Source organism: Roseofilum sp. KMC-1, assembly GCF_057802075.1.
Map to the genome: position 1 here is coordinate 4,626,579 of NZ_CM173605.1, position 12,057 is coordinate 4,638,635.

Here is a 12,057-nt window from a genome sequence, read left to right on the forward strand (position 1 = left end):
TTTAACGTAATTTTTATGCAATTGAGATCCTTATTCCGATCGCTCTCAACCCTTAGCCTAAAGCGCTAAACAATCGTAGAACGACGCTCAAGCCAAAGACTATAACTAGAGCCACCAGGGTAAAGATCAAAACCCAATATTGGAGGGTGTAGAGCTTCCGCAACTCCCCTAATGCTCCCATTAAGTTTTCAATATCTTGGCCTTGGGTATCCACAATGCGCTTAAAGGCAGTCGAGGCTTGATATGTCCAAATGCCGATTAAAAGATCCGCTACTCCGGAAATGATTTCTCCGATCCCTTCTACGGCTCCAAACAGGCCAAAGATTGCCGTCAGCACTCCACCGATCATCAAAAAAATACTAACAAATTTCATGCGATTGGCTAATTGCCCAATCAGCACATTTTGGGAATGATCAAATTCATAATTAGAAGACTGCATAATTGCCAACCTACCAGAAAGCGTCTATCCTACTGTCTAGGGTAAAGCAGAAGAGAGAACCCGTTATCATTTTTAATTTTTAATTTTTAATTTTTAATTAAACTAGACCAGAGATAGTCATGGAGAGTTCTAGAGCAGCCTATGCAAGTCGTTCCCCAAACACCAGTCCCCCAAGACTCGGTATCCCTGGAAACCCTAACCTTAGATGTGACGGGGATGAAATGTGCCGGATGCGTGCAAGTTGTGGAGCGACAACTGGTGCAACAGCCAGGGGTTCGATCTGCTTGTGTTAATTTAGTGACGGCGGTGGCGGCAGTCGAGTATGAGAGGGGTGCGGTCAATGGCAGTCAATTGGCGGAGAAGCTGACGGAATCGGGATTTCCGAGCCAACTGCGATCGCCGGAAAATCCCAGGAGTTCCTCAATTTCTCCGCAACAAAGGTATCAAGAGGAACTCAAAGAGCATCAGAAAGCGTTGGCGATCGCCGCCTCTTTGCTGCTCCTCTCCTTTACGGGTCATGGATTCCACCATTTACCCCTGCTCAGTTCCATGGGGTTTCACGCGGGTTTAGCGACCCTCGCCCTCTTGTTTCCCGGACGAGCTATCATCCGGGAAGGGGCGCGGGGATTGTGGCACAATCGCCCCAATATGAATAGTTTAGTGGGCTTAGGGGCGATCGCCGCCTACACCACCAGCATGATTGCCCTGCTCTTTCCCCAAACTGGATGGGAATGCTTCTTTGATGAACCGGTGATGCTCCTTGGCTTTATTCTCCTGGGGCGTACCCTAGAAGCTAGAGCCAGAAGCCAAGCAGCAGCAGATCTCAGCGCCCTCTTAGCCCTCCAACCCAAACGAGCGCACCTGATTCCCGTGGGGTCAACTGCCGATGAAACCCCCGTCGATATTGCTGCCGAAACGGTGAAAGTAGGGGAATGGTTGCGGGTACTACCGGGGGAAAAATTCCCTGTGGATGGGCGCGTCGTGGGTGGCGAAACCACGGTCAATGAAAGTATGATTACTGGGGAAGCGATACCCGTAGCCAAGCAGTTGGGAGACCTCGTGAGTGCGGGAACTGTGAATGAGTCGGGACGGGTAACCCTGGAAACTACCCGCGTTGGCTCAGACACCACCCTAGGGCAAATTATTCAATGGGTGGAAACAGCCCAAACCCGTAAAGCGCCCATTCAACAACTGGCTGATACGGTAGCGGGTTATTTTGTTTACGGGATCATGACCCTGGCTACTTTAACTTTTCTCTTCTGGGAACTGGTGGGGGTGCAACTCTGGCCCCAGGTACTGACTACTGCTGAAACCGTTTATTCTCCGGTGCTACTGAGTTTAAAATTGGCGATCGCCGTTTTAGTCATCGCTTGTCCCTGTGCCCTAGGGTTAGCGACTCCCACTGCCATCTTAGTCGGCACGGGCATTGGGGCAAAACAAGGCATTCTGATTAAAGGCGGCCAAGCTCTACAACAACTCAATTCTATCGACTCGATCGTATTTGACAAGACAGGAACCCTCACCCAAGGCACTCCGGTAGTAACCGATTGCATCCCTAATCAGGAACTCGGTTTGACGGGCGTTAGCGGAGCTTTCCAAAGGAATCGCCTCCTGGGCATTGCCGCAGCCGTCGAACAGGGAACCAACCATCCCCTCGCCCGTGCCATCCTCAACGCAGCCCAAGAGCGAGAACTGATTTTACCCCCAGCCGAAAGCTTCCAAACCTTTCCCGGTTATGGCGTTCAAGCCTGGGTAGAGCAAAAGCCGGTACTGTTGGGAACGCCGGAATGGTTAGCACAACAGAACGTTATTTTACCGGCGAATACGGAAGAGATCGATCGGCTTGCCCAAGAGGGTAAAACCGTAGTGGCGATCGCCCTCAATGGGCAATGGGCAGGATGGTTAGCGATCATCGACCCCCTACGTCCCCAAGCCAAAGAAACCCTAGACAAGCTGCGGCAGATGGGGTTAAGAGTGATGATGTTAACCGGCGATCGCCAAGCAACCGCCCAAGCGGTAGGCGAAAAACTGGGGTTTAAAAGCGACGAAATACAGGCAGAAGTGAAACCCCAAGCCAAAGCAGAGGCGATCGCTAAGTTACAAAAATCTGCCCGCGTCGCCATGGTGGGAGACGGCATCAACGACGGCCCCGCCCTCGCTCAAGCCGATGTTGGTATTGCCCTCCAAAGTGCTACAGAAGTAGCCATGGATACAGCACAACTGGTTCTGATCGGCGATCGTCTCACCGACATTCCCCAAGCCATCACCCTCGGTCAAGATACCTTCACCAAAATTCGCCAAAACCTCTTTTGGGCCTTTGCCTACAACATCCTCGCCATCCCCCTAGCTGCCGGTGTCCTTCTTCCCCAATTCGGCATCCTTCTCTCTCCAGCCACTGCTGCTGCATTCATGGCCTTCAGTTCCGTTAGTGTTGTCACCAACTCCCTGCTCTTGCGCCGACGCTACCCGACTTCACAATCTGGCGACAATCCATTAAAATTATGACTTTGTATTCAAGAATGAGGCCTCAACTCCCCAGTTATTTCACTGATGTTTTGCCTAAAACCAATCAAAATGAGTAACCCTAATCTCCATCCAGAGCGTTTAAACTAGAAAAAGCATCCCGAAATTCACGGTAAAATCGGCTTTTTGTCCTTTACCCCATCCCTAAATCCTCTTAAGTGAGGACTAGACTATAAAGTATTGATGTTATTGAATAGGTGTAAGCTAAAATAATGACCGAAACTTCTGCCCAATCTAACCAAAACCATCTCCTCATTATTGAAGACGATAAGGGACGGCGAGAATTTACTCTCGAAGCCCCCGTCTACTCCATCGGTCGTCATGAACAGAGTGATATTCGTCTTTACTCCCAATTTGTCTCTCGTCGCCATGCGACCTTAGTACGGTTACCCAAGGAAGACGGAAATTACTATTACCGCATTGTTGATGGCAATCTTAAGGGCAAAGGAAGTGCTAACGGCATTATGGTTAATGGCAAAAAAGTCCCCACCCATGACCTCAAGAATGAAGATGAAATTGTTTTTGGCCCCCAAGTCCGAGCCAGCTATTATCTATTAGTCCGTGAAAACGTGGTCACCACTCCAGCCTCAGACGAATTTGATATTACCCTCATTAGCCCCGGTATGATGGGCGAAGACGATATATAGTGCAATATAGCGCTATGCACTGGTAATGGGTAATAAACATTGCTGACCCATTAAAGCTATAAGCCAGTTGTCAAGGAAAGGGAGCAACTCAAACCAGAGTTTGCTCATCCCTCAATCCTTTCCATCGACTTATCCTGGAACTGTGTTAATCAACTTCAATTGACCGCTCCCTTCAATTTCCTCGCTCACCTGTTGGAACAGTTGATGACAGTGATTGTTGAGTTGTAAAGGCAGTTCTTCGTTTTTAGCCACTAAGGTCATTTTAATTTCAGTTTCAGTAGCGGTTGTGTTATCAATTAACACTTCCACCGTTACCAATTTGCCAAAAGGGACTTTGCCTGGCTTTTCCCGTCCCATGAGATACTCGGCTGTATCGTATTGAACCTCAATATTCAAAGATTTGAGAATCTCAATCAACGACTGCCGGAGATTGTTGTTGGGAAGCGCTACTGTGAATAAACAAGTGTACCGAGCCATAAAACACTCCGGACGTAAAACACGGATAATTTTTACTATATTATCGAAACTCATCTTACCAGTCATTACCCTCTATTGTTGATATGAGAGGATAAGTGAGATGAATAGGATCGCATAAGCTTATGATTATGGAAGCATTAGAGCATTTTTCTCCTGAGTTGGGCAAGCTCATCGTATTTGAGGGAATTGAAGGCGCAGGTAAGACAACCCAAATCCAGCAAACCTCCGATTGGCTTAAATCTTGGCTCTCTCAACCGGTTCTCATTACCAGAGAACCAGGGGGCACACCTTTGGGGGAACGCCTACGGGAGGTTTTATTGGCAGATGCATTAGTCTATGAAACCTCCGAGTTATTGCTCTATGCAGCCGATCGCGCCCAACATATTCAGGAGTTCATCCAGCCCGCACTCAAGGCAGGCAATATCATTTTATGTGATCGCTTTACAGATTCTACCGTAGCGTATCAAGGTTATGGTCGCGGTTTAAATCTAGATTTAATCGATCAACTCAATCAAATTGCGACTCAAGGCATCGAAAGCGATTTAACCCTATGGTTGGATGTAGATGTGGAAACCGGACTAGAGCGAATCCGCCAAAGGGCATCAGCCGATCGCATGGAAAAAGCCGATGTTGCCTTTCATCATCGCGTCCAACAGGGCTTTAAAACCCTAGCGAAAACCTATCCAGAGCGAATTATCCCCATTGATGCCAATTTACCAGCAAATCAGGTACAAGCCCAAATTCGTGCCGCTCTCAACTCTCGATTACGGGATGGGAAAAATTCGATTTAGGCCGGAATTTCAATGCGGAACGTTGTCCCCTCACCTAGCTTAGACGCACAAGTTAATTTTCCTTGATGCTTTTCCACAATAATTTGATAACTAATCGCTAATCCCATCCCTGTGCCCTGACCCATAGGTTTAGTGGTAAAAAACGGATCGAAGAGTCGAGACTGTAATGAATCAGGAATCCCCAATGCATTATCCCCAATCTCAATCACCACCCAATCTTTGCCCAAATCCTCTGGAGAATAGAGAGAAGTAGAAATCCTAATTTGGTTGGGATGAGTCTCCAACATCTCGTAACTCAAATTCTGTTTGATATTCCCTTCCTCTAAGGCATCAATAGCATTAGCGATCAAATTCATAAATACCTGATTTAACTGACTGGGATAGCATTCAACCAGAGGCAAATCGCTATAATTTTTGATCACTTGAATTTCTGGACGATGGGATTTCGACTTAAGCCGATTATTTAAGATTAGCAATGTACTCTCAATGCCTTCATGAATATTAACCGCTTTGATTTCACTTTCATCTAGACGGGAGAAATTGCGTAAGGAACGCACAATTTCTCGAATGCGATCGGCTCCAATTTGCATCGATTTGAGTAATTTAGGTAAATCATCAACTAAAAAATCCAAATCAACCTCTTCACATTCCTGCTGCACCTCTTCAGGGGGCACGGGATAAAACTTTTGATAAAGTTCAAGGATAGAAAGCAGATCCTGGGCATAATTTTCAGCATGGGATAGATTCCCATAAATGAAATTAACTGGATTATTAATCTCATGGGCAATTCCGGCTACCAATTGCCCTAAACTAGACATTTTTTCACTTTGAATTAAGTGAGTTTGGGTTTGTTTAAGTTTCTGAAGCGTTTGCTCCAGTTGCAGGGCTTTTTCTTTTTGTTTCGCTTCTGAAATTTTTAAAGCTTCATTGACTTTTGCCAACTCATCTGCTTTTTTCAAGACAATTTTAATAATGGACTTTTGTAGACTTAATGCTGCATCAATTTCACATTTTTTCCAGGCAGTAGATTGTAATATAACCGTTTCTTTCCATAACTCAAACGATTGTCTAGGACAAAGTACAGCAAAATTGTTAGTATTTTCTAAACTCTCTTCTGGGTTCCCTGCCCAATCAACAGTCTGCACTACTTCTGGGCGAAACCAAATTAGATATTTATCTTGAGTCGCTGCAATTTTTATAGCTAATATTCCACTAGCTACATTTTTATAAACGGCGGCTTTTGGGTCTATATCAGCCAAACAAGTTGTCGAAAAAAAACGAGATTCACCCATATAGTTATCGAGATTCTCTATAAATTCTTTTATATATTTACTATCTGGAGTTTTACCCATTAAAGTTAGACGATCGCCGAAACAAATGGCTGCCCCTGTTGCTCCTACCAAATCCAATAAATTCTTCTTATTTTGAACCAAGCCATCAACATAGTTTTCGGCATTCGACATCGATTCCAATAACCGGGACTGAATATCTTTCAGCTCCAACTTGTATTCATAGTCTTCATTATGTTCTTTATAAACCAACTCCAAAGATAAAGACTGGGCTAAAAATTCACAGGCAGATCGTTGATCGTAAGAAATAGACATGGGAGTGTAATGATGGCAGGCAATTAATCCCCAAAGTTGTTGATTTTTAATCAAGGAAAGAGTCATAGAAGCCTGGACACCCATATTTTTCAAATATTCCAGATGACAGCTTGAGGCACTCCTTAACCATGACTCTTTCAAATCTGTGGGCTTCTGAGTCAGGGGATTAATCCTAGGCACTATCTCTATCCCATCTGCATTTACATCAAAAATCGACCTCAACCAGTGTTTAAGAAACAGATTTCTAGCTTCTTCAGGAATATCAATATCGGGATAATGTAAGCCTAAATAGGACTCTAAATCTTCTCGCTTAGATTCAGCGATCACACTGCCATGGTTATCTTCATAAAACTTATAAAGCATCACTCGATCAAATCGAGTAATTTTGCGTATTTTTTTGACTGCAATCTTACACACTTCTTCCAGGGTTTGAGCAGCCGTCAGTTGCCTAGCACATTCTTGGGTGAGATGGTAAAACCTGAGTGACTGATTCAAATCTTGATCTGTATTTTTTTCTAACTCTAGAATTAGACCATTATCTTGCCGGTGCATTGTTACACTGAACTCCATCTCCTCCCTACTCTTAAGTTTGATTTTCAGGGGATTATTTTTCTCAAAATTCAGATGTGCCAAATAATTTTGAACCCGTTGCACTTCTGACGAGGCTAATAAGACAGATAAAGTTTGATTGAGGAGAGACTCTGGAGCGTAGCCTAAAAAGGATTGGACATTTCCACTGACTTGGATAATGTTTAAGTCAGGTTCGGTTAAGACTAATAAAGCGCCATGGGGTTGAATAGCTGTGGGGAAATAAACGGCTTCTTGTTGGATCATCGTCCAGTTGCGAGAGCGGCGCAAGCTAATATTGAATTGAGTATTCATAGTTAAAAGGGGCTATTAGATTGAGAATTTTGTACGGAGTGTAAAAAAAGATTAAGAGGTGTGAAGTTCAGGGTAACACCCCAACACCCTTGACTGTAGAAATGAAAAACAGGTAGGATCGCCATCTTTGAACATTAGCATCTGGCTAAAATGAGGCTTAACACCACTAGAAATCTATTGTAGCGCAAGGTCTAAACAGAACCTCTAAAGTGGTAAAAGCACGGTAGGCTGAACTCAAATGGGCCCGATCGCCGGTTTCAGAGCGGGATTAGAGGTTAAAGTAAGGTAGGCAAATCTAACAAATCTGACGTGGGATTGAAGTGCAAGATATCGAAGGTAACCACATCCGACTAAATAAGGTGACTAGGGAATGGGTGATTTATGCTCCCAAGAGAAAGCACCGACCCCAGGATTTGCGACAATCCTCTACTATTGTGCATCCGATCGCCCTTCCTTGTCCCTTTTGTCCGGGTGGCAATCATGAAGAGGAAGAGATTTTACTAGAATTGCCTAAAGTTAACGGTTCTGGGTGGCAAACCCGTGTCGTTGCCAATCGCTATCCAGCCCTTTCGACTCAAGGAAATACCATGCGTACTTCCCATGGTATATATCTCATCATGCCAGGTTATGGTCGCCATGAGGTGATCATCGAAAGTCCGGATCATGATAAGGATATTCCGACGATGGATCTCTCGGAAGTGGAGCTGATTGTGGAAACCTATCACCATCGCTACATCGATCTGATGCGGGAGCATGAAAGCATGATGGGGATTATCTTTCGCAACCATGGAGAACGGGCGGGTGCTTCCCAATCCCATCCCCATTCCCAAATTATTATTACGAGTGTTGTGCCTCAACAGCGTCGCTGGCGAGAGGAGGAAGCGCAACGATACTATGATGACTGGGGCAGGTGTTTGTACTGCGATATTCTCAAGTTTGAGTACAAGGAACAAACACGGATACTGGAGGAGAATAATTCTTTTTTAGCATTTGTACCGTTTGCGGCGGAAGTGCCGTTTGAGATTTCAATCGCCCCAAAACATCATGAAGCCGATTTTGGCAGTATGACCGATACGGAAAAGGCAGATTTTGCGGTGATCCTCCAAAGTGTTCTCACCCGGTTATCCAATAAACTGAACGATCCCGACTATAACTACATTATCAATACGGCCGCTCGCTATAAGGCCGAAGAACCCCAAGTTCACTGGTATTGCCAAATTAGGCCTCGGTTAACGACTCCAGCAGGATTTGAAATTGCCTCTAGTGTAAGTATTAATCCCTCTTTGCCAGAATGGGATGCTCAGTTTTTGCGAGAAGAGGGAGATGGGGAGAAACTGGGTTTCTAGGAAAATTTGGGATATAGCCAACCTAATTATACCAATTCTCAGAGCTTTTGAGAGCAACCAAGTTTCTAGGAAAATCTGGGATAGGATAGATCTAAGCTGGGTTAACTAACTATTATGGGTAATTCCTTCGGGCATTTATTTCGGATTACAACTTTTGGGGAATCCCACGGGGGCGGGGTGGGTGTAATTATTGATGGTTGTCCGCCCCGTCTAGAGATTTCGGCGGAGGAGATCCAGGTGGAGTTAGATCGCCGTCGCCCCGGACAAAGTAAAATTACGACTCCCCGTAAGGAAACAGATACCTGTGAGATTCTCTCTGGGGTATTTGAAGGGAAAACCCTGGGGACTCCGATTATGATTTTGGTTCCCAATCAGGATACTCGGCCCCAAGATTATGATGAGATGGCGCAAAAATACCGCCCATCCCATGCGGATGCGACCTATGATGCTAAATATGGGATTCGCAATTGGCAGGGTGGGGGGCGCTCTTCGGCACGGGAAACTATTGGTAGAGTGGCTGGGGGGGCGATCGCCAAAAAAATCCTCAAACAGGCTGCTGGGGTGGAAATTATCGGCTATGTGAAGCGCATTCAAGACCTAGAGGCGATCGTCGATCCAGAAACGGTGACTCTCGAACAAGTGGAAAGCAATATCGTCCGTTGTCCCGATCCCGAAGCCTACGAACGGATGATTGAACGCATTGAAGCCATTAAACGGGAAGGAGACTCCCTAGGTGGAGTGGTTGAATGTGTGGCTCGTCATGTGCCCAAAGGTCTAGGAATGCCCGTGTTTGATAAACTAGAGGCAGATTTGGCTAAAGGGGTGATGTCTCTACCCGCGAGTAAAGGGTTTGAGATCGGTTCGGGGTTTGCCGGAACTCTGCTCACCGGGAGCGAACACAATGATGAATTTATCCTAGGCGATCGCGGACAAGTCCGCACCGCCACTAACCGTTCTGGTGGGATTCAAGGGGGAATCTCCAATGGCGAATCGATGATTCTCCGGGTCGCATTTAAGCCTACCGCTACCATTCGCAAAGAACAGCGAACGGTCACTAGAGACGGTCAAGAAACCCTTTTAGCGGCTAAAGGTCGTCATGATCCTTGCGTTTTGCCTAGAGCCGTGCCTATGGTAGAAGCAATGGTAGCCCTGGTTTTATGCGACCACCTCCTACGTCACCAAGGTCAATGCGGAATACTCAATCATGATTAGTCCATACTCTTCTTCACTCTTTGAGGTTCAATTTTGGGGTGTGCGGGGGAGTATCCCCGCTCCCGGCCCGGAAACCGTTCGCTATGGTGGCAACACCTCCTGTCTCGAAATGCGTATTGGGAAGAAACATTTTATTTTCGATGGCGGAACGGGTTTACGCGCTCTCGGCGATCGCCTCTCCCAGGAATTTCCCTTAGATGTGAACCTCTTTTTTACCCATTACCATTGGGATCATATCCAAGGCGTGCCCTTTTTTATGCCCCTATTTACCCCAGGGAATCAGATCCATGTTTGGGGAGATGTACCCGACTCCAGCGAGTCTTTAGAAGACCATTTTCATCATGCTATTCTCCATATTAATTCCCCTGTTCCCTCACCCATACCCAAGGCGGATCTGAAGTTTTCTAAGTTGTCTCCTGGAGAACAAATGACTCTAGATGGCATTGAGATTGAAACCGGTCATCTCAATCATCCCAATGGGGCGATGGGTTATCGGATTACTTGGCAGGGACGCACGGCGGTTTATTGTACGGATACGGAGCATTATAGCGATCGCCTCGATCCAGATGTCCTCAAATTGGCTCGTAACGCTGACATCTTGATCTACGATGCCATGTACACCGACAATGAATACCATAATCCCAAATCTTCTAAAGTCGGTTGGGGTCATTCCACCTGGGAAGAAGGAGTCAAAGTAGCCGAAGCCGCAGGGGTGAAAAAGCTAGTAGTTTTTCACCATGAACCCAATCATGATGATGATACCCTTGACCAAATTCAAGAGGATGTGCAAAAGCGATTGCCGAACACAGTTTTAGCTCGTGAAGGCATGATTTTAAGCCTGATGGACTCTTAGGCTTGGGGAGGGTCTTCAGGAGGGTGGTCTAAGCCCAACTGTTGCTTGCTTTTGTCCAATTCTAGCCATAACTCATGAATACGTTCGTAGGCTTGTAAGGGAGAAATTTTACCACTGGTCTCCAAAGAGCAAATATAGGTAACTCGTTGGGCAAATTCTTGCAAGTTGGCATCAAAGACTAGATATTCTGGCTTAAACTGACCATAAAATCGACTACGAGGATACAAAAAATCAGAATGATTATCCATAAAGTATCTCCTTGAGGGTTTAAAACTAGGGCCACTATAACAACTACCCCTCTGTTCCGAGAGCATCAGAAATCCTGGCACACTTGATTCCTTCATTGATCCCCATGAGCTTGATTGTTTTCGGGAGTATTAACCTAGATTTAGTAGCGACAGTCTCTCGTTCACCCCATCCCGGTGAAACCCTGGTAGGAGACAGTTTCTTAAAAATTCCAGGGGGCAAAGGCGCAAACCAAGCCGTAGCTTGTGCCCGTCTGGGTGTCAAAACTCATTTGGTGGGACGTTTGGGCCATGATGGTTTTGGCCATCAGTTGCTGCTCACCCTACAGGAAGCTCAGGTCTATACTGATGGTATTTATATGGATGAGGATACTCCTTCGGGAGTGGCTCTGATTACAGTAGATGCCCAAGGACAAAATAGTATTATTGTGATTCCTGGTGCGAATGCCAGATTGGATAACAGGGAGTTGGAGTATTTGTCCTCTATTTTGCCTCAAGCGACAATATTTTTAACCCAGTTGGAAATTCCCCTTTCTGCGGTGCAAGAAGCGGTGAAAAAAGTCCAAGAGGCAGGAATTCCAGTGATTTTAGACCCGGCCCCCGTACCCGAAGATTTTCCCCGCGATCTTTATGGTTTGGTGGACATCATTACGCCCAATGCAGTAGAAGCGACTCAGTTAACGGGGATAGCGGTTGAGGATCGAGACAGTGCCATTCAAGCTGCCTACCGGTTCTTAGAATGGGGGGTAAAAACGGCGATTATTACATTGGGCGATCGCGGTGTGGTTTGGGCTAATCATGAGGAAACTGGGTTTTTACCCGCTTTTCCTGTCAAATCGGTTGATACAACGGCGGCTGGGGATGCGTTTAATGGTGCTTTGGCGACTGCCCTAGATCGGGGTTTATCTCTGGGAGAGGCGATCGCATGGGGAGCGGCAGCCGGGGCTATTGCCAGTACAGTCATTGGGGCCCAGCCCTCTTTACCAGATCGCCAGACCCTAGAGCGGTTTTTAATGAGTAATGAGTAATTCTCTATTT

The 12,057-nt window shown here is 46.0% G+C and carries 11 protein-coding genes; 7 read left to right on the forward strand and 4 right to left on the reverse strand.

The annotated features are described in order from the left end of the window. Positions 1-52: 52 nt before the first annotated feature. Positions 53-439 (reverse strand): DUF5362 family protein, encoded by a 387-nt coding sequence (locus AC3FZD_RS21280; protein WP_488737946.1) that lies wholly within the window; start codon positions 437-439, stop codon positions 53-55. 141 nt (positions 440-580) lie between these two features. On the opposite strand from AC3FZD_RS21280, the gene AC3FZD_RS21285 reads away from it, so the two are divergent. Both AC3FZD_RS21285 and AC3FZD_RS21290 read left to right on the forward strand, forming a co-directional pair. Beyond that, on the forward strand, positions 581-2,944 hold the full coding sequence (locus tag AC3FZD_RS21285) for a heavy metal translocating P-type ATPase (RefSeq protein ID WP_488737947.1): 2,364 nt from the start codon (positions 581-583) through the stop codon (positions 2,942-2,944). A 230-nt stretch (positions 2,945-3,174) separates the two neighbouring features. Then, complete coding sequence (locus tag AC3FZD_RS21290) at positions 3,175-3,609, forward strand: FHA domain-containing protein (protein WP_283751933.1); 435 nt, start codon at positions 3,175-3,177, stop codon at positions 3,607-3,609. A 129-nt stretch (positions 3,610-3,738) separates the two neighbouring features. On the opposite strand, the gene AC3FZD_RS21295 is transcribed toward AC3FZD_RS21290, so the two are convergent. Continuing rightward, positions 3,739-4,152 (reverse strand): hypothetical protein, encoded by a 414-nt coding sequence (locus AC3FZD_RS21295; RefSeq protein WP_488737948.1) that lies wholly within the window; start codon positions 4,150-4,152, stop codon positions 3,739-3,741. 56 nt (positions 4,153-4,208) lie between these two features. On the opposite strand from AC3FZD_RS21295, the gene tmk reads away from it, so the two are divergent. After that, the gene (tmk, locus tag AC3FZD_RS21300; RefSeq protein WP_488737949.1) at positions 4,209-4,877 is read left to right on the forward strand and encodes a dTMP kinase; all 669 of its coding nucleotides are present in this window, start codon (positions 4,209-4,211) and stop codon (positions 4,875-4,877) included. Here the strand turns inward: tmk and AC3FZD_RS21305 are convergent. Further along, the gene (locus AC3FZD_RS21305) at positions 4,874-7,363 is read right to left on the reverse strand and encodes an ATP-binding protein (protein ID WP_488737950.1); all 2,490 of its coding nucleotides are present in this window, start codon (positions 7,361-7,363) and stop codon (positions 4,874-4,876) included. The genes tmk and AC3FZD_RS21305 overlap by 4 nt on opposite strands. Before the next feature lie 329 nt (positions 7,364-7,692). Between AC3FZD_RS21305 and galT the strand changes: the two genes are divergently transcribed. The 3 genes from galT (at position 7,693) to AC3FZD_RS21320 (ending at position 10,774) form a co-directional block, all read left to right on the forward strand. Next, entirely contained in the window at positions 7,693-8,709 is a 1,017-nt protein-coding gene (galT, locus tag AC3FZD_RS21310) for a galactose-1-phosphate uridylyltransferase (RefSeq protein WP_488740403.1), read from the forward strand. Positions 8,710-8,823: 114 nt separating this feature from the next. Then, complete coding sequence (gene aroC, locus AC3FZD_RS21315) at positions 8,824-9,921, forward strand: chorismate synthase (RefSeq protein WP_488737951.1); 1,098 nt, start codon at positions 8,824-8,826, stop codon at positions 9,919-9,921. After that, complete coding sequence (locus tag AC3FZD_RS21320) at positions 9,914-10,774, forward strand: MBL fold metallo-hydrolase (protein ID WP_488737952.1); 861 nt, start codon at positions 9,914-9,916, stop codon at positions 10,772-10,774. Before aroC ends, AC3FZD_RS21320 begins: the two co-directional genes overlap by 8 nt. On the opposite strand, the gene AC3FZD_RS21325 is transcribed toward AC3FZD_RS21320, so the two are convergent. Then, complete coding sequence (locus AC3FZD_RS21325; protein ID WP_488737953.1) at positions 10,771-11,022, reverse strand: DUF7219 family protein; 252 nt, start codon at positions 11,020-11,022, stop codon at positions 10,771-10,773. The genes AC3FZD_RS21320 and AC3FZD_RS21325 overlap by 4 nt on opposite strands. Positions 11,023-11,126: 104 nt before the next feature. On the opposite strand from AC3FZD_RS21325, the gene rbsK reads away from it, so the two are divergent. Then, on the forward strand, positions 11,127-12,047 hold the full coding sequence (rbsK, locus tag AC3FZD_RS21330) for a ribokinase (RefSeq protein ID WP_488737954.1): 921 nt from the start codon (positions 11,127-11,129) through the stop codon (positions 12,045-12,047). Positions 12,048-12,057 lie beyond the last annotated feature (10 nt).

Coding starts and splice junctions, on each gene's coding strand:
- tmk (WP_488737949.1), top strand. CDS start 4,209: ATGATTATGGAAGCATTAGAGCATTTTTCTCCTGAGTTGGGCAAGCTC.
- AC3FZD_RS21285 (WP_488737947.1), top strand. CDS start 581: ATGCAAGTCGTTCCCCAAACACCAGTCCCCCAAGACTCGGTATCCCTG.
- AC3FZD_RS21325 (WP_488737953.1), bottom strand. CDS start 11,022: ATGGATAATCATTCTGATTTTTTGTATCCTCGTAGTCGATTTTATGGT.
- aroC (WP_488737951.1), top strand. CDS start 8,824: ATGGGTAATTCCTTCGGGCATTTATTTCGGATTACAACTTTTGGGGAA.
- AC3FZD_RS21280 (WP_488737946.1), bottom strand. CDS start 439: ATGCAGTCTTCTAATTATGAATTTGATCATTCCCAAAATGTGCTGATT.
- rbsK (WP_488737954.1), top strand. CDS start 11,127: ATGAGCTTGATTGTTTTCGGGAGTATTAACCTAGATTTAGTAGCGACA.
- AC3FZD_RS21320 (WP_488737952.1), top strand. CDS start 9,914: ATGATTAGTCCATACTCTTCTTCACTCTTTGAGGTTCAATTTTGGGGT.
- AC3FZD_RS21295 (WP_488737948.1), bottom strand. CDS start 4,152: ATGACTGGTAAGATGAGTTTCGATAATATAGTAAAAATTATCCGTGTT.
- AC3FZD_RS21290 (WP_283751933.1), top strand. CDS start 3,175: ATGACCGAAACTTCTGCCCAATCTAACCAAAACCATCTCCTCATTATT.
- AC3FZD_RS21305 (WP_488737950.1), bottom strand. CDS start 7,363: ATGAATACTCAATTCAATATTAGCTTGCGCCGCTCTCGCAACTGGACG.